Raw genomic sequence first — 18,609 nt, forward strand, 5'->3', positions numbered from 1 at the left:
AGGGTTGCGATCCGTAAAATCGAAAATCCGGATCGATTGATCTGCATTTCAAATAAAAAGGCCCGAGACATGAGAAAGACGCCCGACCTCTCCACGCGGCAACTGCGCGCCTTTCTCGCGCTGGCCGAGCACCGCAACTTCACGCGTGCGGCGCAGACCAGCCACCTGTCGCAGCCCGCATTCAGCGCGCTCATCCGCACGCTCGAAGACGCCATCGGCACACGCCTCTTCGACCGCGACACGCGCAGCGTGCAGCTCACGCCCGAAGGCCGGCTCTTCGAGAGCTCGGCGCGTCGCCTGCTCGACGACATGGGCAGCGCCATGGGTGACCTGGCCGACCACGTGGAGCGCCGCAAGGGCCGCGTGCGCATCGCAGCCCTGCCCTCGCTCGCGGCCGGCTGGCTGCCCACGGTGTTCGCGGAGTTCATGCAGGCCTGGCCCGGCATCCGCATCGACCTGGACGATGCGCTGTCCGATGCCTGCGTGGCGCTGGTGCGCAGCGGCCAGGCCGATTTCGCGCTCGCGGCCTCGGGCACGGCGGCCGACAGCGACCTGCTTGCGCGCAAGCTCTGCACCGATCGCTTTCACCTCGTGTGCCGCGCCGACCATCCGCTCGCGCACGAAGCACGCCTCACGGTGAAGAAGATCGCGCCATGGCCTTTTATCCAGATGGCGCGCAACAGCAGCGTGCGGCAGGCGCTCGACGCTGCGCTGCACCCGCTACGGCTCAATGCGGTGTTCGAGGTCGAGCACCTGGCCACGGTGATGGGTCTGGTGGAGGCCGGGCTGGGCATCAGCGTGGTGCCGGCGCTCACGCTCTTTCACTTTCGGCGCGAGACGCTGGTGACGCGGCCGCTGCCGCTGCCTGCGCTCACGCGCACGCTGTATCTGGTGCAGCGGCGCGAGGGCAGCCTGTCGGTGGCGGCGCAGACGTTGCACGACCTGGTGGTGGCGCGGCTCGGGTCGCTGCGGCTGGACTGAGGCGTTGCTGCGGCGCGTTTTGTTTTGGCTCAATCCGCCGTTCATCGAGCGCGCGAACGAATGACTGAACAGCCAGATCGACTGCTCAGGATCAGGCCAACTCGGCCTCGGTGTCCACGCTGGCTGCGCCAGCGGCATCCTTCTTCGCCGCGTCGGCCAGCGCGGCGCGCGCGGTCGGGTTCGGCGTGGGCTCGGCGATCTTGTGCAGCGTGTTGCGGTCGGTATGCCGAAACGGCTCGGGCTTGCCGCGCACATCGAGCAGCGTGACTTGCTCGTACGACCAGCTCGCGTTGTCGTGAATCGTCACGGAGATGTCGTAGCGCAGCGTCTTGAACGCATGCTCCAGGAACGGGTTCGAGAGGATGCCGTTGGTCGCCGCGCCGCGCACCGCTTCGAGCTTGAACGACTTCGCATCGGGCGCCGCATGCCCCATGGCCATGACGGCCTGGCCGCGCGGAATCGTCAGCGTCTGGATCACCGTGCCGGTGGCGGCCTCCCAGAGCCAGTAGCCGACCTGGTCGTGAAAGCTCTCGACCTCGTCGGGCTTGACGATGCGCACGTGGTAACGCAACCCGTAGAAGATCTGCGGCCCGTTGGTCTGCGCATCGATGGGCTGGAACTCGGCGTGCTCGATATAGGCCTCCGTTTCGGGGCCGTCTTCCTTCGGTGCCACGTCGTGGCCCGTGGCACTGGTCCAGATGCCGGCGAGGCCGGTGAGCGGGCCCAGGTTCGAGAGCGTGTGCGGATCGGGTTCGGGTTCTGTGTAGATGTCGTGGGGATAATCGGCCATGTTTTTTCCTGGATCTGGGTGTGACGGGCGGAAGTATCGCCAAAAGAGGGCGTCCGGCTGCCGGATTCTTCTTGCTCCCTCCCCTTCCGGGGGAGGGCTGGGGTGAGGGCAAGCGGCGCGTCCATCGAGCGCTCTGCCCGCCCCCATCCCAGCCTTCCCCCAGAGGGGGAAGGAGCAAGGCCCGGTCCTTCCCGGGTTTCCCCCCACATCAAAATGAGGTACGCACCTCAAAATCCGCCCCATGCCCTCCAGCACCCAGCGACTTCCCCTGCAAACCGGACGGGCCACACTCAGCGACGTGGCGCGCGAAGCCGACGTGAGCCTGGCCACCGTGGACCGGGTGCTCAACAAGCGCACCGGCGTGCACGCGCGCTCGATCGCGCAGGTTCACCAAGCCGTCGAGCGGCTGAACTACCGCCCTGACCCGGCGGCCGCTCGCCTCGCACGGCCGCATCCGCACCGTGTGAGCTTCCTCCTGCCCTCGGGCAACAACACCTTTATCGAGATGCTGCGCGAGCAGATCACCGGCAGCAGCGGCTGGATGGAAGACCACCGCGTGAGCGCGCAGACGCACCAGGTCGATGTGTTCGAACCGCAGCGCCTCGCGCGCCGCATCCTCGCGCTGCGCGGCCAGTGCGACACGGCCGTGGTGATGGCGCTCGACCATCCGCTGGTGCAGGCGGCCATCGACAAGCTGGTGGCGCAAGGCATCGCCGTGATCACGCTGGTGTCGGACGTGCCGAAGTCGCAGCGCCGGCACTTCGTGGGCATCGACAACGTGGCTGCCGGCCGCACCGCGGGCACGCTGGTCGGCCGCTTCTCGGGCCGCGCCAAGGGTGAGGTCGGCGTGATCGTGGGCAGCCTCTCGCTGCGCGACCATGCCGAGCGCAGCCTGGGCTTCAGCCAGGTGATGGCGGCGGAGTACCCGGGGTTGCGCGTGCTGCCGCCGGTAGAGGGCAAGGACGACCCGAAGCTCGCGCGGCAACTCTCGGCGCGCCTCCTGGCCGCGCATCCGAAGCTGGTGGCGCTCTACAGCGTGGGCGCGGGCAATCCGGGCATCTCGGCCACGCTCAAGGCGAGCGGGCGCGCGGGAAAGATCGTCTTCGTCGGCCACGAACTCACACCCGCCGCGCGCGCCGATCTGCTCGACGGCACGATGGCCGCGGTCATCAACCAGGACGCGGGGCACGAGATCCGCTCGGCCCTTCGACTGGCGATTTCGCGCCTCACGCGCGAGCCGGTGCATGCGGACCAGGAGCGCATCCGCATCGACATCTACCTCAAGGACAACCTGCCGTGAACGCGGCGGCGCTGCCCTCCTCCGACTGACCCAACTTTTTTTGCAGGAGCGTCGACATGGCCACCAACATCAAGGGCCCAGGCATCTATCTCGCGCAGTTCGCCAGCGACAGCGCACCGTTCGACTCGTGGGCGTCGATCACGCGCTGGGCCGGCAGCCTCGGCTTCAAGGGCGTGCAGATTCCCTCATGGGACGCGCGCATCTTCGACCTGAAGAAGGCGGCTGAATCCAAGACCTACTGCGACGAAGTGGCCGGCATCGCGCGTGAGAACGGCGTGGAGATCACCGAACTCGGCACGCACCTGCAGGGCCAACTCGTGGCGGTGCATCCGGCGTACGACGAAGCCTTCGACGGCTTCGCGCCCGAGGCCTATCGGCGCAACCCGGTGGCGCGGCAGGCGTGGGCGGTGGAGCAGATGCTGTTCTCCGCGAAGGCCTCGCGCAACCTGGGGCTCAAGAGCAACGTGAGTTTTCCGGGAGCGCTCGCGTGGCCGTACCTCTATCCGTGGCCGCCGCGTCCGGCCGGACTGATCGAGGCCGCGTTCGACGAACTCGCCAAGCGCTGGCATCCGATCTTCGATGCCTTCGAAGACGCCGACTGCAACGTCTGCTTCGAGCTCCATCCGGGCGAAGACCTGTTCGATGGCGTGACCTTCGAGATGCTGCTGGAGCGCGTGAAGAACCATCCGCGCTGCTGCATCAACTACGACCCGTCGCACTTTCTGCTGCAGCAACTGGACTACCTGGAATTCATCGACATCTACCACTCGCGCATCAAGGCGCTGCACATCAAGGATGCGGAGTTCCGCCCCACGGGCCGACAGGGCGTGTACTCGGGCTTCCAGCCGTGGGTGAACCGCGCGGGGCGCTTCCGGTCGCTGGGCGACGGGCAGATCGACTTCGGCGCCATCTTCTCCAAGATGGCGCAATACAACTACGACAGCTGGGCCGTGCTCGAGTGGGAGTGCTGCCTGAAGCACCCCGAGGACGGCGCGGCCGAGGGCGCGGAATTCATTCGCCGCCACATCATCCGCACGACCGAGAAAGCCTTCGATGACTTCGCGGGCGCCGAGACCGATACCCAGCAGCTTCGCCGGATGCTGGGCCTGGAGACGACGACGGCGAAGAAGTAGTCAGCAACCCAACGCGCTGGCTTTATCTATTTACAACGAAGGAGACAAGAGACCATGACGAACAGAAGAATCTTTTCGGGCATCGCACTGGCCGTGTGCGCCCTCGCCAGCATGCCCGCGCTGGCCCAGAACAAGGCGATGGTGATGGGCGTCTCGGTGCCCGCCGCCACGCACGGCTGGACCGGCGGCGTCGTGTACTGGGCCAACCGCACCAAGGCCGAACTGGAGAAGCAGTACCCGGGCATCAAGGTCTTCGTGAAGACCGCGGGCTCGGCCACCGAACAGGCCAACCAGGTGCAGGACCTGCAGACGGTCAACAAGATCGACACGCTGGTCATCCTGCCCTTCGAATCGGCGCCGCTCACCAAGCCGGTGGCACAGGTCAAGTCCAAGGGCGTGTTCGTGACGGTGGTCGACCGGGGCCTGACCGACCCGAACGCGCAGAGCGCCTACGTGGCCGGCGACAACCCGGGCTTCGGCAAGGTGGCGGGCGAGTACATGGCCAAAACGATGGGCGGCAAGGGCAACGTGGTCATCCTGCGCGGCATTCCGACCGTCATCGACAACCAGCGCGTGGACGCCTTCAACGAAGTGATGAAGGCGAACCCCGGCATCAAGGTGCTCGATGCCAAGCACGGCAACTGGAACCGCGACGATGCGTTCAAGGTCATGCAGGACTACCTCACGCGCTTCAAGCAGATCGATGCGGTGTGGGCCTCCGACGACGACATGGCCGTAGGCGTGCAGAAGGCCATCGAGCAGGCCAAGCGCGACGACGTGAAGCTGGTGGTGGGCGGCGCCGGTGCCAAGGGCTACATCAAGAAGGTGATGGACGGCGACAAGATCGTCTCGGCCGACGTGACCTACGCGCCGAGCATGATCGCCGACGCGATGAACCTCACGGCGAAGTCACGCGTGGAAGGCGGTGCAATGCCGGCGACGACGATCATTCCTTCGGTGCTGGTGACCAAGGAGAACGCGGCGAAGTACTACTTCCCCGACTCGCCGTTCTGAGCCCGGGCCACATCGCATCGCAACGCATCACTTCACCCGAACCGGGCGCGCGCCTCCTGCTGCGCCCGGTCGATCGCCGCGTGGTTCGACTCGGCCCAGCGGTCCACGGCCAGCAGCGTCTTGCTCAGCGACAGGCCTAGCGCGCTGAGCCGGTACTCCACATGCGGCGGCACCGTCTGCCGGTCGTCGCGCAGCACCAATCCATTGAGCTCCAGGTCGCGCAGGGTCTGCGTGAGCATCTTCTGCGAGATGCCGCCGACCTGGCGCAGCAGTTCGTTGTTGCGCAGCGGCTTGCCGCGCAGCAGCGGAATGACGAGCAGCGCCCACTTGTTCGCGATGAGTTCGAGCACGCGGCGCGAGGGGCAGCCGGCGCTCCACACGTCGGCCGCGGCTTCAGCCTCGTCTGCCACAGGCACGAGCGTTTTCGACGACGGCTTTTCAATTCCCATGGTTACCGGAAGGTACGTACTTGTTGATGCGTGAACCGACGGGAAGTATCGGGTTTCGCTCTTCCCCGCACGCAACAAGGAGTCTTTCATGGGATGGATTTTTCTACTGGCCGCCGGCCTCGTCGAGATCGCGATGGCCGCGGCGCTCAAGCAATCGGAGGACTGGACGCGGCTCGTGCCCTCGGTGCTCGGCGTGCTCACCGCGCTCATCAGCATCTTTCTCTTGGCCAAGGCGCTGCGCTACCTGCCGCTCGGCCCGGCCTACGCGATCTGGACCGGCATCGGTTCGGTCGGCGTGGTGCTGATGGGCGTGCTGTGGTTCGGCGAGGCGCTCTCGGCGGCGCGGATGGGCTGCATCGTGCTGGTCATTGCGGGCTCGGTGGGCTTGCGGCTCACCGAAGCCTGACTCGGAAAGCGCCGCCGCGGCCGTGATTTTGGAACTTCGGTATTCGTTATCAACGAGAGTGGATGGCCTTTAACCACTCCGGCACTGGGCCGATTCGCAGGGGGCTTCAAACCGTCACGACATGGGAGCAAGATGCCCGTCCGCCGATTTCTTGCCGTCACCCCGACCTGACCGAAGGAGCCTGCTCATGCTCGCCACTGCAGAACGAACCATCAAGATTCCCGGCCCCGACCATGCCATCACCATCGCGCGCAATCCGCACCGCGTCGTGGTGTCGGTCGACGGTTGCGTCGTTGCCGATACGCGCGAGGCGCTCACGCTGCGCGAGTCGCACTTCGGCACGGTGCACTACATCCCGCGCAGGGACGTGAAGATGTCGCTGCTGGAGCGCACCCAGCACGCCACCTACTGCCCCTACAAGGGCGAGGCCAACTACTACAGCATTCCCGCGGGCGGCGAGCGCTCGGTGAATGCGGTGTGGACCTACGAGGCGCCCTACGACTCGGTCTCGCAGATCAAGGACCACGTGGCCTTTTATCCGGACCGCGTGGGGCCGATCGAAGAACGCATCGTCTAGCCTCCGTCCCCTGAGTCGACATACAAAAAAGCCGGACCCCGCTCTCGCAGGGTCCGGCTTTTGTGCGTTCGCTCGCCGATGACGGCGAGCGAAGGCGCGGTGCCGTGGGTTACAGCGGCAGTGCGTCGCCGCGAGCGGCGGCGCGGGCTGCGGCACGCACCGTGGCGCGGTCCACACCGCTGGCCAGCACCGGAGCGACACGCGACGAGGCGCCTTCGGCATACGGGTTCTCGCTGCGTGCAGCGACAGCGGCTTCGGCGCGAACGGCGGCGCGGCTGGTAGAGGAGACGAACACTTGCGCAGGGCCTGCGTTGGCGCCGGTGGCATACGGGTTCGCGCTGCGAGCGGCAACCACGGCCTGGCTGGCGACGTCGGCGCGGCTCGCGGTGGAGTTCACTTGCTGCACGCCTTCGTAGGTTTCGGCGTGGGCGGCACCGGCGACGGCCATCAGGGCAACAGCAACGGCGGAGAGGAGCTTGGAGGCATTCATTTCGATTTCCTTCAGTTCAGTTCAAGTTCAAGTTCTTGCTTGGTTGATTTCGAACCGGTCTTGGGTGGGTCACCGTCCCTCCGGGGGCGGCCACTCGCTCGGGGCCCTGTTCACTCGGATCCATCAACTGAGTGGCTGGTCCGTGAGATGAATTGTGCGCCGCCATCTAAGTAAAAACCCTCGGCAAAAGGAACCGCGGTGTTCACAACCGGGAAACAATCGTGGCCTGCACGGCCGCCATCTGCCGCGCCACGCTCAAGGCGGCAGCAACAGCGGCCCGCAGTTCTCGTCCGCCACGAACACCGCCACCAGCTTCGCGGGCTTCACCGGATCGGGGTTCTCCGCGAAGACATGCAGCGTGCCCGGCGGCTCGAAGAAGGTCTCGCCGGTCTTGTACGTGCCGACCGGCCCGCCGCCCAGCTGCGAGCGGATCGTGCCGCCCAGAATGATCGCGGTCACCGAGCCCGGATGCCGGTGCGCCGGCGAATAGGCGAGCGGTGGAAAGTCGACGATGACCGTGGTCACCGACTTGCCCGGCACATGCGGCAGCGCCTCGCACGAGATCACCTTCGTCGAAGTCGCGGGCCGTGCCGCCTCGCCCGAACCCGCGGGTGCGGGGGCGGACGAGAACATCGGCCGGCTCACCGCGCTGCACACATCGTCAAGCCATTGCACGGCGTCCTGCTTGCTGCCATGCGGCATCAATGCCCAGCCCGCTGCCAGCATCACGGAGAGCGCAGCAACGCCGGCCGCGACTTGGTTGCGATGAGGAAGTCGTGCCGCCTTCATGCCGCGAGCCCCTTGGGCAGCCGCAGCGATGCATACCAGCCCAGCTCGCGCCTGGCCTTCTCGCTGATGACTTCGGCGTTGTCCTCGGCGATATTGAAGACGCCGCCCTCCGCATGCCGCAGCGCCATCACCGCCGCCCAGGCCGCGGCCTCCACATGGACCGGGCTCGCGCCCTTGGGAACAGCCGTCGACGTGCCCGGCCCGTAGATCTGCCCGTAGCGCAGCACCGTGGCCTTGATGCCGACGGCCCCCAGCACGCTGCGCTCCAGCGCCGCCACGCCGCCCACGCTCACGCGGCGGATGCCATCGGACTCGAGGTCGAGTGGATCGTCCTCGACGTGCGGCCTCTGCCCCGGCGCATAAGCCCAGGCGATGCTCTGCGCGACCAGCCGGTGGCTGCCCGCCGCCAGCGCCGCGGCCACGAGGTTGCGCGTGCCTTCGGTGCGCACGCGGGCGTTGCGATGCGCCGCTTCGGCCATCAGCTTCGGATCAAGATCGGCCGGCAAGTCGGTGAGCTGGTGCACCACGATCTCGGGCCTGATGCGAAGCAGCGCCGCGCGAAGCGCCTCGGCGTCGAACACATCGACGACGACCGGCGTCACGCCACGGGCTTCGAGCGCCTCTGCGCGGTCGGCGCGGCGGGTGCTTCCGTACACGTCATAACCGGCCTCGGTCAACAGCGGAACCAGTGCGGCGCCGATGGCACCGGCCGCGCCCGCCACGAATATCTTCTCGCGCATTGCATGTCCTTTTCTTGCTGGAAGTTCTGGTCGATGGCGCAATCCTAGGTTTTCGATGTCCCATCAAAAAGAGGCAAGATTCGTCAGAATGACAAGGCCATGATTCAACACAAGACCGCTTCCACTGCCCTTCTGGAGATCGACCGCAGCACGCCGACACCGCTGTACCGGCAGATCTACGCGCGCTTCAGAACCGCCATCGAGCAGGGCGTGCTCCATCCGGGCGACCGCGTGGCCTCCGCGCGCGACCTGGCGAGCGAGCTGGGCGTTTCGCGCGGCACCATCGAGACGGCCTACAACCTGCTCATGGGCGAAGGCTATTTCTCCTCGCAAGGGCAAGCGGGCACGGTGGTCTCTCCCTCGCTGCCTTCGCAACGCCCGGCGCGGCGCGAACGTCGGCGGAGCGAAGCCCCCACCGATGGCGAAGTGCTCGCCGATGCCGCGCCTCCGCCGCCGCTGCAACTGGGCATTCCGGCGCTCGATGCTTTTCCGCGCAAGCTCTGGGCGCGCCTCACCGCCCGACGCGCGAGGGCAGCGACCGCGGCCGACATGTTCTACGGCAACCCCTCGGGCCATGCGCCGCTGCGTGCGACGATCGCGGCGTACCTGCTGGTGTCGCGTGGCGTGTCGTGCAAGCCTTCGCAGGTCTTCGTGACCGGCGGCTATCGCGCGTCACTCTCGCTCATCGCGCACACGCTGCTCGACAAGGGCGATGCGGTGTGGGTCGAAGACCCGGGCTATCCGCCCACGCAGGAAGTGCTGCGCAGCAAGGGCATGCGCGCAGTGCCCGTGCCGGTGGACGACGAAGGCATGGTCGTGGCGCGCGGCATGCGCAAGACGGCCGCCGCGCGAATGGCGATCGTCACGCCGTCGCACCAGGCGCCGCTCGGCGTTTCGATGTCGCTCGCGCGCCGGCTGCAGTTGCTCGAATGGGCCTCGCGGAACAAGGCCTGGATCGTCGAAGACGACTACGACGGTGAATACCGCTATGCCGGCCCGCCGCTGCCCGCGCTCAAGAGCCTCGACGGCCACGACCGCGTGCTGTATGCGGGGAGCTTCTCGAAGGTGCTGTATCCGGGCCTGGCATTGGGCTATGTGGTGGCGCCCGAATCGCTCTCTGCCGCTTTCGCCGAAGCCGCGCGGACCGGCTCCAACGGCAGCCCGCAGATCACGCAGGCCGTCGTCGCGGACTTCATGCGCGGCGGTTATTTCCCGCGTCACCTCAAGAAGATGCGCCTGCTCTACGCGCGGCGGCGCGGCATGCTCGTGGCCGCGCTGCTCAAGGCCTTTGGCGACGAGGTGCGCATCGACTTGAAGAGCGGCGGCATGCATCTCATCGCGCGCTTCGACAAGCGCCGCGAACGCGATACCGAACTGGCCCGCCGCGCGCAGTTCGCGGGCCTCAACTGCCAGCCGCTTTCGATGCGAGGCACGGCGAGCTTTCGCGACGAAGGGCTGCTGATGGGCTTCACCAACATCGGCTCGGCCGCAGAGGCGAAGCAGCTTTCGACGAAGCTGCGCGCAGCGCTGGTCTCACGCTGAAATACGGGCGATGCGAGCCTCGGTCCACGAGTTGTAGATCGTGAATTTCGCCGCTCAAAGATTGCGCAATTGACACCCGAAGAGCGCCCGTTCGGCGTTCGCCTACGCCACACAACCGAAGCTGCATTTGTTGGCGCGAATCAAGACTTCGTGATGCGCGCAAAGGCCACATCGCACGCGCTCTTCTCTAAAGTGAATGCCCCTGCCACTCAACACCCCACCAAGGGAACAAGGAAGGTGCCACACCCAGCGACCCGCATGAATGGATGAATCGCTTCGCCTCGCGGCGAGTTGTCGATGCGAAAGCAGCGATGCAAATGCGAGGTATCAAAGGCGACGGCCGAGGTGTTGTAGCACCCCGGCCGTCTAACCAAAAACGTGCAATTACCTCTAAAGGAGCGCACACCAATGGCTACCAAGACTATAGCCCGGCCCCGCACGCCGGTATCCCCCAAAGAGAACGCCCAGGACGCGGCGGACCTCCTGGAAAACGCCCTCACCCAACTCGAATCCCTGCTGTGGATCTGCTACGGAGAAGACATCGACTGGCACACCGGCGAAGGGCCTCGGCATCTGGACAACGTGCTGTGGCTCGCAGCCGATATGGCGCGGAAGGCTGGGGAGTTGTTTCAGGTGAGCGAGGCCGAACGGCGGAAGCCGCCCGCAACCGAGAGCTGACGATTGGTTGTGTGTGCCGGGGGCTGCGATGGATCGCAGCCTGTTCATCGGACGCGCACAGTTCCCGGGCAGAACGTTCGTCGGTAAAGTCACCCGCGCGGCCCGACATGGACGCCGCCTCTCCCAAACAAACGACACCACTCAACGGAGACCCAAGACATGGCAATCAAGCGGATGGACAACGTGCTGATCGTTGTCGACGACCTCGAGGCAGTGAAGGCGTTCTTCATCGAACTGGGCCTCGAGCTCGAAGGCCAGACCACAGTCGAAGGGCCTTCCGTCGGGCAGCTCATCGGGCTTGGAGATGTCCGATCCACCATCGCGATGCTGCGCACGCCCGATGGGCAGGGCATCGAACTCGACAAGTTCCACACGCCGGAGGCCGTGAGGTTCGGGCCTGTCGATACGCCGGTGAACGCCCTGGGCATTCGCCGCGTCATGTTTGCCGTCGAGGGCATCGATGACGTCGTCGCGCGGATGCAGGCACATGGCGCAGAAATCATTGGGCAGATGCAGTACGGGGAGTCGTACCGGCTTGCTTATGTTCGCGGGCCTGAGGGGATCATCGTGGGACTTGCAGAGCAGTTGGGCTGAGGGTCAACGGTCAACCTCCCGCTGCCCGGCAAGACGCTTTGACTCAGCCCGCCTCCTCATCCATCGCAGCAGCACCACGATCCTTGATCCGCGTGACCTGCGACAGCACCGCATCTTCACTCGTCATATCCGGCCGCTGCCCCTTGTAGACCGGCTGCTCGAACTTGCCGCCCGCATAGCGGTACAGATAGCGCACCTCGACCAGCGTGCCCACAGCCGGCAGCGTTTCGTTGGGCGGCACGGTCACGTTGCCCATGTCGACCATCGCGCCGGTCTCGTCGCGCAGCCCTACCGCCACCGAGCGCTGCGCGTTCACGCGAATCACCTCGCAGGTCGCGCTCTGGTTGAACTTGAACTTCAGGCTCGTGGTGCTGCGCCCCGCTGCAAACGGCGCGGCGAGCGCCTTGAGCACATAGCCTTCACCATGCGCAGCCAGCAATTGCGCGGCGCGGTGGCGCTTGCCTTCGGCGGTGGTTTCGAGATCGAGCACCACCATCCACGGCAAACGTGCGGCTGCCTTCTGCAGATGGCCGAAGCGTTCGATGAAAGGCGCGCCGCGCAGGTCCTGCCCATCGAGCTCCAGCAGATCGAAGGCCTTGAAGGCATCGCCCACATGCTCGCCCGCGATGACGGTGCGGCCCGTCGATGCGGCACCGGCCGCACCGGTCCAGGCCTGCGGAATGTCGACGAAGAGCCCGCGGCGGTTGGTGCCGCGCACCGTCTCGCCCTCGATCAGCAGGATGCGGTTTTCGCCATCGGCTTTTTCCTGCAGGCCCCAGCCCGCGTCGTCGAAGTAACGCGCGACCTGCTCTTCGAGGATCAGCGTGGGCAACTGCGGCAGCTCGCCGCTGATGCGGCCGGCGAGGTCGGTCGAGGTGTAGAGCGCACCCGACTGGTCCGGCGTGTAGCCCTTGGAGGTTTTCTCCTTCACCACCTTTTCGTAGATCTTCAACGCCGCTTCGAAGGCGACCGGGCTGCTGGTCTTGGTGCCGGTGGCGAGCGTGCCGCCGCGACGGCCGTTGCCGTAGTCGACCACCCAGCCGTCGTCCTTCGGGCGCAGGTGGACCTGGTAGACCTTGTCGGAGCCCTGGCCTGTGAAATAGAGAAAGCTCGACTGGGCGCCTTGCTCGCCCGACGATTTTTCGGCGGGCGCAGCTGAAGGTTTCACCTTGGTCGGGGGCTCCGCTGGCTGCGAGCTCAACTCCCGCAGATCAACCTCCGGCCGCATCGCCGCCGCTCCATTCCACCGCACCTCGAACCCCGCCTTTCGGAAGCGTTCGACGATGAGTTCGCCGACGCGCAGCATGTCGGCATCGGCGCCCTTCGGCGCGCCCCAGAAGGCGAGCGACAACTGGCTCGAGCGCTTCGCGCGATTCAGGTCCTGCCGCGTGTAGAAACAGAAGCCGTGCACGCCGGCCGCCTCGCCGCCGCGCTCGTGGAAGGCCTCGGAGCAATCGGAGAAACCATCGGACTGCGTCTGCCCCGCATCCTGCAGCGCGACGAGCCCGGCCTTCGTCAGCACATCGAACACCTCGTCGATCCTCGCCTTCGCGGCGCGCCATTGCGCGGTCGTCATCTTCACGGGATCGGGTTCGGGCGGCGGCGGTTCGGGAATCGGCTTGCCCGTGACGCGCGCCAGCAGCTCGACCACCTCTTCCATCATCGCGTTCACCGTCACGTGGTTGCCGTGGCTGTCGCTCACGTCGGCGTTGGCGCCGGCATCCAGCAGCAGTTGCACCGCATCGGTCGTCGGCGCGAATTCCGCTGCGAGATAGAGCGCGGTGCGGCCATCGGTGCTGATGTATTCCAGCGGGCTTCCGGCTTCGAGCAGCAATCGCAACACGGCGAGATTCGGTTCGACCTCGGTCTGGTTCGACCCCATCGCGGCGCACTGCAGCGCGGTGAAGCCCTGCTTGTTCACGGCGGCCATGTCGGCCCCGGCTTCGATGCATGCACGCACGGTTTGCACATCGCCTTCGCGCGCGGCCTCGAAAATCTTCTTCGGATCCATGGCACTCCCTGTGTGTTGGTTTTTTGATTCTGCCGCAGGCACACGGCACGACATCGCGCCACATGGCACTTCACAGGCCGCGCGAACCTCGCTACATTCGACCCCTCGATTCACAACACAGACCGGAGGTGCGCGATGGAAGACACTGCTATTCATGCCCCCACCCCTCTACGGTTTGTTGTCGGGTCGATCATCAAGAACTGCTGCTGAAGCGCCTCCTGCGCAGCCTGTGCCCCTGAAGGCATAGCAGCCAGCCGGTTCGATCCTTGCGGCGTTCTGCCGCGACAAACCGCCCGATTCAAACGCCGCCGCTGGCACGCCTGTGCGTGCCGCGCGCGATCCGTTCATTTTTTCGAATCAAGGCCAACCATGCTTGAAACTCGTGCCGCCGATGCGCGGCAGTTTTCGATTTCCGTTTTCGATCCGCAGCAGGCGTCCGCCCAGGAGTGGTCGAAATTCCTCGTCTACTGGCGCCTGCGCAACGAGGAAGACTTTCCGGGCGAGCCCGTGCCGAGCGACGCCCACATCGAGCAGAACATGCGACAGCACATACCGCTGTTCGCCGTGCATCGCATCCAGGTGCGGGACGCAGAAGGCGACATCGCGGGCAACCTCAACATGGGCGTTCGCCGCGAAGGCACGCCCGACTACGAAGCCCATGCGCCCTTCGTCAACATCACAGGCGGCGTACGGCAACTCCGCAGGCGCCAGGGTGTCGGCAGCCTCTTGCTGCGCGAGTTGCTCGCGTTGATGGATGCGCAAGGCAAGACCACCGCCACCTTCAACGTTCACCTCCCCGAGAGCCACGCATTCCTTGCCGCCATCGGTGCGCTCGAAAAGCACCGCAGCATGGAAAACCGCATGGCCTTCGCCGGCCTCGACGACGGCGCACTCGCCCGCTGGCGCGCCGAAGCGCTCGCGCCCGGCCACGGTCTGCGCCTGGAAATCCACGCAGGCCGCGTGCCCTTCGAGCGCCTTGCCACGCTGATGGCGCCGCTCTCGGCGCTGCTCGAAGACGCGCCCACCACCGGTCTCTCGCGCCCGCCCATGCGCTTCGAGCTCGAAGACTTCCGCGCCTGGTATGCCGAAATCGATCGCCGCGGCGGCGAGCATTTTCTCGTGCTGCTGCTCGATGGCGACGAGGTGGCCGCGGTGTGCGATGCGAGCTGGAACCAGCTCTACCCCGACCGCATGTTCCAGCGGCTCACGGGCGTGGCCCGCCACTGGCGCGGCAAGGGCCTGGCCAAGGGCGTGAAGGCGTTGATGCTGCAGCTGGTGCGCGAGCGCCACCCCGAGGTGGTGATGGCCGTCACGCAGAACGCGGAGGTCAACGCACCGATGCTCGCCATCAACCGCCAGCTCGGCTTTGTCCCGCACAGGCATGATGGGGCCTACCAGATCGGCACGGAAAGCCTGAGAGCCTTCCTCTCGGCCCGTTCGCCGGCATCGCGGGAGGCGCGCACTTGAAAACACCACAAAGACTGCAGACCCTCGTGGACGAGGGCCTGATCGATACCGTCGTACGCCAGCTCATGAGCGGCAAGGAAGCCATGGTGTATGTCGTGCGCTGCGGCGAGGAAACGCGCTGCGCCAAGGTCTACAAGGAGGCCGACAAGCGCAGCTTCCGCCAGGCCGTCGACTACACCGAGAACCGCCGCGTCAAGAACACGCGCGAGGCCCGCGCCATGGCCAAGGGCACGAAGTTCGGCCGCCAGGTGACCGAAGCCATCTGGCAGAGCGCCGAGGTCGATGCGCTCTACCGCCTGGCCGCCGCTGGCGTGCGCGTGCCGACGCCGCACAACTTCCTGGAAGGCGTGCTGCTGATGGACCTGGTGACCGACGCCAACGGCGACGCCGCCCCGCGCCTGAACGACGTGGCCTTCTCGCCCGAAGACGCCCTGTTGCACCACGCGAGCCTCTTGCGCGAAGTGATGCGCATGCTGTGCGCGGGCGTGGTGCACGGCGATCTCTCGGAGTTCAACGTGCTGCTGGCCGAAGACGGCCCGGTGATCATCGACCTGCCGCAGGCCGTGGACGCCGCCGGCAACAACCACGCCAAGCGCATGCTGCTGCGCGACGTGGAGAACCTGCGCAACTTCTTCGGCCAGTACGCGCCCGCGCTGCTGAAGACGCACTACGGCGACGAGATCTGGCAACTCTACGAGCGCGGCCTGCTGCGGCCCGAGACGGAGCTTTCAGGCACCTTCGTGCGCGAGACCGGCCCGGTCGATCTGAGCAACGTGCTGCGCGAGGTGGACGATGCGCGCGCGGAAGAGGCGGCGCGGCTCTTGCGCATGCAGACGCCGCGACAATAGCGGGCCGCTCACGCCCGCCTCGATGACCTCCAACGCCCTGCTCCAGCGCCAGCCGCTTTTCTTCAACGCCACCACCGCCGTCCGCCAGATCGCCAGGGCCGCGGCCTTCGTGGCGCTCGGCGTCGGCTCGGCGGCGCATGCGGCCGGCATCCGCCTCGAAGACGACCGCGGCACCACGCTCGAACTGCAGGCGCCGGCCAAGCGCATCGTGTCGCTGATGCCCTCGCTCACCGAGACGGTCTGCGCGCTCGATGCGTGCGACCGGCTGGTCGGTGTCGATCGCCACGCCAACTGGCCGGTGTCGGTGAAGAAGCTGCCGCAGGTCGGCGGCATGGACGACGCGAACATCGAGCGCATCGTCGCGCTCAAACCCGACCTCGTGCTGGTGCGTCCGCGCAGCCGCGTTGCCGAGCCGCTGGAGCGCCTCGGCATCAAGGTGCTGGCGCTGGATGCAAAGACCCACGCCGACATGCGGCGGGTGATGGAAACCGTGGCGCGCGCCACCGGCAAGCCCGGCGCGGGCGAGGCGGTCTGGCGAACGCTCGACGCACGGCTCAACGCCGCGCGGGCCCGAGTGCCGCTCGGCTGGCAGGGGCGGCGCGTCTATTTCGAGGTGCACGGCGGCATGGCGGCGGCGAGCGAAAGCTCGTTCATCGGCGAGACGCTCGCGCGGCTGGGCCTCGCCAACGCGGTGCCGGGCACGCTCGGTCCGTTCCCGAAGATGAGCCCCGAATTCGTGGTGCGCGCCGACCCGGACGTGCTGATGGTCTCGGCGCTCGGCGAGATTTCCTCAATGGCTTCGCGGCCCGGCTGGTCGGCCATGAGTGCCATCCAGCGCGGGCGCGTCTGCAGCTTCGCATCGGCGCGCTTCGACCTGATGATGCGGCCCGGCCCGCGGCTGGACGAAGCGGCCGATGCCATCGTGAACTGCCTCGCCTCGCTGGGCAATCCGCCGCGCTGAGCGCTTCGACCTCCGCACGATTCATGACCATGACAACCACGCCATCCGCCTCGGACTTCACGCACGGCGAACTCACGACGCTCTGGAACCGGGCCTACGAGGGCTACTTCGTGCCCGTCCACTTCGACGAGCCGCTCTTCGCACGGCACCTGCGGCGCGCGGTGGTCGACCTGACGCTGTCCCGCGTCATCGCGGCCGACGGCACCGCCTGCGGCATCTCGCTCGCCGGCCGGCGCGGACTGCGCGGCTACCTTGCGGGCTTCGGCATCGCGGACACGCACCGTCGCCGCGGATTGGCGCGGCAGCTCATCGACGCGCAGGTCGAGGCCTGGTCGAAGGCGGGGCTGCAGCGCGTCTTTCTCGAAGTCATCGCGCAGAACCCGGCGCGCACGCTGTACGGCCAGGCGGGCTTCGATGAACTCAGAACGCTCGACGTGCTGGAAGGAAGCTTCGAGGCGCAGAGCACCGTCACGGCGAAGACGCTCGACCATGCCGACCTCGCGGCCGTGCATACGGCTTGCGCAGCGGTCTCCCGCCCCACATGGCGCCGTGAACTGCCGACAGTGTTGGACGCCATCGACAACGAGACCGCCATCGCACTCGGCGTGACGCGCGGCGCAGCGGTCGTCGCCTACGTCGTCATTCCGCCCACCGGCAACACGCTGCCCGACGCCGCGGCCATCGACGAAGCCGCGGCCCACGGGTTGCTCGATGCGCTCGCCACCACCCGCCCCGGCATCCGCTGGCGGCTGGTCGACGAGCCCACCGGCAGCCCGCTCTTCCATGCAGCCACTGCGCGCGGCGCAACGGCTGTCATCCGCCAGATCGAAATGGCGTTGACCATTCACCGACCCGTCAACGCCCGGCCCTCCCCATGAAATCCCGTCAAAAGCAGCCCACCTCTTCCACCCCGTTCATCCGCGTCGGCCCGAGCGGCATCCACGGCCTGGGCGCCTTTGCGACCCGCGACCTGCCGGCGGAGGCGTTTCTCGGCCTCTACGAAGGCCGCCGCTACACGAAAGAGGAGATCGCCGCCAGGGCCTGGGACGACCAGCTCACCTACCTGTTCACGCTGTCGAACAACGAGACCATCGACGGCGCCAAGGGTGGCAACGGCACCCGGCACCTGAACCACGCCTGCGAGCCGAACTGCGAGGCCGTCGAGGAGTACGACGAAGCCGGCGAGATGGTGCTGAAGTTCCAGACGCTCGTGCCGGTGAACGCGGGCGACGAGTTGTTCATCGACTATTCGCTGACGGCCGACGACGGCTCACCGCCATCGAAGTACCCCTGCCATTGCGGCTCGCCGAACTGCCGCGGGACGATGCTGGCACCCGTGGACGACACAGGGGGAAAAGACGTCGCAACCGACGCCGCGCCCGCCAAGCCATCGCCGTTCAGCGACCTGCCGTGGTGAGCTGACAGAAGCCGCCTTCAGTGCGACTCGGCCTTCAGGCCGCGCAGTTGCTCTTCGGCCCGCTCCAGCTCCGCGCGGATCGTGCGGATTTCCTGCTCCAGTTTCTCGATGCGCGCCGCGCGGCCCTGCGCGGGCGCAAGCGCCACGCAGCGCGTCTGGAGTGCGGCCAATTCGTCGCCGAGTTCGCGCCGGCGCAGCATCTGGCCGCGGGAGCGGGCGAGCGCCATGTCGCGCTCGAGCACCGCTTCCTGCGCCTTGCAATCGGCCGCATCCAGCGGCTCGGGCGGCGTCGTTTGTGCGAAGGCGGGCATGGCCAAGGCCCATGCAAGGGCGAGGAAGCAGGGTTTGAAGCGCATGCCGCGAAGGTACCCGAAACACATCGTGTCTGGGGCGCCCGGCCCTATGCCATGCGGGCGAAAAGG

Annotated in this window: 21 protein-coding genes; 14 read left to right on the forward strand and 7 right to left on the reverse strand. The window is 66.8% G+C overall.

Annotated elements, in window-relative coordinates:
• Positions 1 to 69: 69 nt before the first annotated feature.
• Positions 70 to 981: a LysR family transcriptional regulator gene (locus VARPA_RS19075; RefSeq protein ID WP_013542228.1), complete on the forward strand. Its 912-nt coding sequence runs from the start codon at positions 70 to 72 to the stop codon at positions 979 to 981.
• Between the two features lie 91 nt (positions 982 to 1,072).
• On the opposite strand, the gene VARPA_RS19080 is transcribed toward VARPA_RS19075, so the two are convergent.
• Complete coding sequence (locus VARPA_RS19080) at positions 1,073 to 1,771, reverse strand: FABP family protein (RefSeq protein WP_013542229.1); 699 nt, start codon at positions 1,769 to 1,771, stop codon at positions 1,073 to 1,075.
• 241 nt (positions 1,772 to 2,012) lie between these two features.
• On the opposite strand from VARPA_RS19080, the gene VARPA_RS19085 reads away from it, so the two are divergent.
• Genes VARPA_RS19085 through VARPA_RS19095 form a run of 3 tightly spaced genes read left to right on the forward strand, consistent with a single transcriptional unit; the run spans position 2,013 to position 5,218 of the window.
• Positions 2,013 to 3,071, forward strand: coding sequence for a LacI family DNA-binding transcriptional regulator (locus VARPA_RS19085; protein ID WP_013542230.1), 1,059 nt, complete (start codon positions 2,013 to 2,015; stop codon positions 3,069 to 3,071).
• Positions 3,072 to 3,127: 56 nt separating this feature from the next.
• Positions 3,128 to 4,204 (forward strand): sugar phosphate isomerase/epimerase family protein, encoded by a 1,077-nt coding sequence (locus VARPA_RS19090; protein ID WP_013542231.1) that lies wholly within the window; start codon positions 3,128 to 3,130, stop codon positions 4,202 to 4,204.
• Between the two features lie 54 nt (positions 4,205 to 4,258).
• Complete coding sequence (locus tag VARPA_RS19095; RefSeq protein ID WP_013542232.1) at positions 4,259 to 5,218, forward strand: ABC transporter substrate-binding protein; 960 nt, start codon at positions 4,259 to 4,261, stop codon at positions 5,216 to 5,218.
• Positions 5,219 to 5,250: 32 nt separating this feature from the next.
• On the opposite strand, the gene VARPA_RS19100 is transcribed toward VARPA_RS19095, so the two are convergent.
• Positions 5,251 to 5,667 (reverse strand): winged helix-turn-helix transcriptional regulator, encoded by a 417-nt coding sequence (locus tag VARPA_RS19100; RefSeq protein WP_013542233.1) that lies wholly within the window; start codon positions 5,665 to 5,667, stop codon positions 5,251 to 5,253.
• Between the two features lie 88 nt (positions 5,668 to 5,755).
• Between VARPA_RS19100 and VARPA_RS19105 the strand changes: the two genes are divergently transcribed.
• Complete coding sequence (locus VARPA_RS19105) at positions 5,756 to 6,073, forward strand: DMT family transporter (protein WP_013542234.1); 318 nt, start codon at positions 5,756 to 5,758, stop codon at positions 6,071 to 6,073.
• A gap of 187 nt (positions 6,074 to 6,260) precedes the next feature.
• A complete protein-coding gene (locus VARPA_RS19110; protein ID WP_013542235.1) occupies positions 6,261 to 6,650 on the forward strand; it encodes a DUF427 domain-containing protein in 390 nt (129 codons plus the stop codon).
• Positions 6,651 to 6,759: 109 nt separating this feature from the next.
• On the opposite strand, the gene VARPA_RS19115 is transcribed toward VARPA_RS19110, so the two are convergent.
• From VARPA_RS19115 to VARPA_RS19125, 3 genes are all read right to left on the reverse strand, one after another.
• Complete coding sequence (locus VARPA_RS19115) at positions 6,760 to 7,140, reverse strand: hypothetical protein (protein ID WP_013542236.1); 381 nt, start codon at positions 7,138 to 7,140, stop codon at positions 6,760 to 6,762.
• Positions 7,141 to 7,395: 255 nt separating this feature from the next.
• Entirely contained in the window at positions 7,396 to 7,929 is a 534-nt protein-coding gene (locus tag VARPA_RS19120; protein WP_013542237.1) for a cupin domain-containing protein, read from the reverse strand.
• Complete coding sequence (locus VARPA_RS19125; RefSeq protein WP_013542238.1) at positions 7,926 to 8,669, reverse strand: NAD-dependent epimerase/dehydratase family protein; 744 nt, start codon at positions 8,667 to 8,669, stop codon at positions 7,926 to 7,928. Before VARPA_RS19125 ends, VARPA_RS19120 begins: the two co-directional genes overlap by 4 nt.
• 99 nt (positions 8,670 to 8,768) lie before the next feature.
• On the opposite strand from VARPA_RS19125, the gene VARPA_RS19130 reads away from it, so the two are divergent.
• From VARPA_RS19130 to VARPA_RS19140, 3 genes are all read left to right on the forward strand, one after another.
• Positions 8,769 to 10,211: a PLP-dependent aminotransferase family protein gene (locus VARPA_RS19130; protein ID WP_013542239.1), complete on the forward strand. Its 1,443-nt coding sequence runs from the start codon at positions 8,769 to 8,771 to the stop codon at positions 10,209 to 10,211.
• A gap of 408 nt (positions 10,212 to 10,619) precedes the next feature.
• Positions 10,620 to 10,889, forward strand: a complete 270-nt coding sequence (locus VARPA_RS19135) for a hypothetical protein (protein ID WP_013542240.1) — start codon at positions 10,620 to 10,622, stop codon at positions 10,887 to 10,889.
• Between the two features lie 159 nt (positions 10,890 to 11,048).
• A complete protein-coding gene (locus VARPA_RS19140) occupies positions 11,049 to 11,483 on the forward strand; it encodes a VOC family protein (RefSeq protein WP_013542241.1) in 435 nt (144 codons plus the stop codon).
• 43 nt (positions 11,484 to 11,526) lie between these two features.
• Here the strand turns inward: VARPA_RS19140 and VARPA_RS30685 are convergent, their stop codons facing one another.
• Complete coding sequence (locus VARPA_RS30685) at positions 11,527 to 13,494, reverse strand: DUF6891 domain-containing protein (RefSeq protein ID WP_013542242.1); 1,968 nt, start codon at positions 13,492 to 13,494, stop codon at positions 11,527 to 11,529.
• A 369-nt stretch (positions 13,495 to 13,863) separates the two neighbouring features.
• Between VARPA_RS30685 and VARPA_RS19155 the strand changes: the two genes are divergently transcribed.
• Genes VARPA_RS19155 through VARPA_RS19175 form a run of 5 tightly spaced genes read left to right on the forward strand, consistent with a single transcriptional unit; the run spans position 13,864 to position 18,187 of the window.
• Entirely contained in the window at positions 13,864 to 14,961 is a 1,098-nt protein-coding gene (locus tag VARPA_RS19155; protein ID WP_013542243.1) for a GNAT family N-acetyltransferase, read from the forward strand.
• A complete protein-coding gene (locus VARPA_RS19160) occupies positions 14,958 to 15,809 on the forward strand; it encodes a PA4780 family RIO1-like protein kinase (RefSeq protein WP_013542244.1) in 852 nt (283 codons plus the stop codon). The genes VARPA_RS19155 and VARPA_RS19160 overlap by 4 nt, the downstream gene beginning before the upstream one ends.
• Positions 15,810 to 15,831: 22 nt before the next feature.
• Positions 15,832 to 16,770 carry an ABC transporter substrate-binding protein gene (locus VARPA_RS19165; RefSeq protein ID WP_013542245.1) on the forward strand — a complete coding sequence of 313 codons (939 nt, stop codon included), beginning with the start codon at positions 15,832 to 15,834 and terminating at the stop codon, positions 16,768 to 16,770.
• A 23-nt stretch (positions 16,771 to 16,793) separates the two neighbouring features.
• A complete protein-coding gene (locus VARPA_RS19170) occupies positions 16,794 to 17,648 on the forward strand; it encodes a GNAT family N-acetyltransferase (RefSeq protein WP_013542246.1) in 855 nt (284 codons plus the stop codon).
• A complete protein-coding gene (locus VARPA_RS19175) occupies positions 17,645 to 18,187 on the forward strand; it encodes an SET domain-containing protein (protein ID WP_013542247.1) in 543 nt (180 codons plus the stop codon). The genes VARPA_RS19170 and VARPA_RS19175 overlap by 4 nt, the downstream gene beginning before the upstream one ends.
• Positions 18,188 to 18,204: 17 nt before the next feature.
• Here VARPA_RS19175 and VARPA_RS19180 read toward each other — a convergent pair whose 3' ends face one another.
• Positions 18,205 to 18,543 carry a DUF1090 family protein gene (locus VARPA_RS19180; protein WP_234974784.1) on the reverse strand — a complete coding sequence of 113 codons (339 nt, stop codon included), beginning with the start codon at positions 18,541 to 18,543 and terminating at the stop codon, positions 18,205 to 18,207.
• Positions 18,544 to 18,609 lie beyond the last annotated feature (66 nt).

Source organism: Variovorax paradoxus EPS, from assembly GCF_000184745.1.
Taxonomy (GTDB): domain Bacteria; phylum Pseudomonadota; class Gammaproteobacteria; order Burkholderiales; family Burkholderiaceae_C; genus Variovorax; species Variovorax paradoxus_C.

Coding starts and splice junctions, on each gene's coding strand:
- VARPA_RS19170 (WP_013542246.1), top strand. CDS start 16,794: ATGACCATGACAACCACGCCATCCGCCTCGGACTTCACGCACGGCGAA.
- VARPA_RS19120 (WP_013542237.1), bottom strand. CDS start 7,929: ATGAAGGCGGCACGACTTCCTCATCGCAACCAAGTCGCGGCCGGCGTT.
- VARPA_RS19140 (WP_013542241.1), top strand. CDS start 11,049: ATGGCAATCAAGCGGATGGACAACGTGCTGATCGTTGTCGACGACCTC.
- VARPA_RS19090 (WP_013542231.1), top strand. CDS start 3,128: ATGGCCACCAACATCAAGGGCCCAGGCATCTATCTCGCGCAGTTCGCC.
- VARPA_RS30685 (WP_013542242.1), bottom strand. CDS start 13,494: ATGGATCCGAAGAAGATTTTCGAGGCCGCGCGCGAAGGCGATGTGCAA.
- VARPA_RS19095 (WP_013542232.1), top strand. CDS start 4,259: ATGACGAACAGAAGAATCTTTTCGGGCATCGCACTGGCCGTGTGCGCC.
- VARPA_RS19155 (WP_013542243.1), top strand. CDS start 13,864: ATGCTTGAAACTCGTGCCGCCGATGCGCGGCAGTTTTCGATTTCCGTT.
- VARPA_RS19110 (WP_013542235.1), top strand. CDS start 6,261: ATGCTCGCCACTGCAGAACGAACCATCAAGATTCCCGGCCCCGACCAT.
- VARPA_RS19080 (WP_013542229.1), bottom strand. CDS start 1,771: ATGGCCGATTATCCCCACGACATCTACACAGAACCCGAACCCGATCCG.
- VARPA_RS19105 (WP_013542234.1), top strand. CDS start 5,756: ATGGGATGGATTTTTCTACTGGCCGCCGGCCTCGTCGAGATCGCGATG.
- VARPA_RS19175 (WP_013542247.1), top strand. CDS start 17,645: ATGAAATCCCGTCAAAAGCAGCCCACCTCTTCCACCCCGTTCATCCGC.
- VARPA_RS19125 (WP_013542238.1), bottom strand. CDS start 8,669: ATGCGCGAGAAGATATTCGTGGCGGGCGCGGCCGGTGCCATCGGCGCC.
- VARPA_RS19180 (WP_234974784.1), bottom strand. CDS start 18,543: ATGCGCTTCAAACCCTGCTTCCTCGCCCTTGCATGGGCCTTGGCCATG.
- VARPA_RS19085 (WP_013542230.1), top strand. CDS start 2,013: ATGCCCTCCAGCACCCAGCGACTTCCCCTGCAAACCGGACGGGCCACA.
- VARPA_RS19130 (WP_013542239.1), top strand. CDS start 8,769: ATGATTCAACACAAGACCGCTTCCACTGCCCTTCTGGAGATCGACCGC.
- VARPA_RS19165 (WP_013542245.1), top strand. CDS start 15,832: ATGACCTCCAACGCCCTGCTCCAGCGCCAGCCGCTTTTCTTCAACGCC.
- VARPA_RS19115 (WP_013542236.1), bottom strand. CDS start 7,140: ATGAATGCCTCCAAGCTCCTCTCCGCCGTTGCTGTTGCCCTGATGGCC.
- VARPA_RS19100 (WP_013542233.1), bottom strand. CDS start 5,667: ATGGGAATTGAAAAGCCGTCGTCGAAAACGCTCGTGCCTGTGGCAGAC.
- VARPA_RS19135 (WP_013542240.1), top strand. CDS start 10,620: ATGGCTACCAAGACTATAGCCCGGCCCCGCACGCCGGTATCCCCCAAA.
- VARPA_RS19075 (WP_013542228.1), top strand. CDS start 70: ATGAGAAAGACGCCCGACCTCTCCACGCGGCAACTGCGCGCCTTTCTC.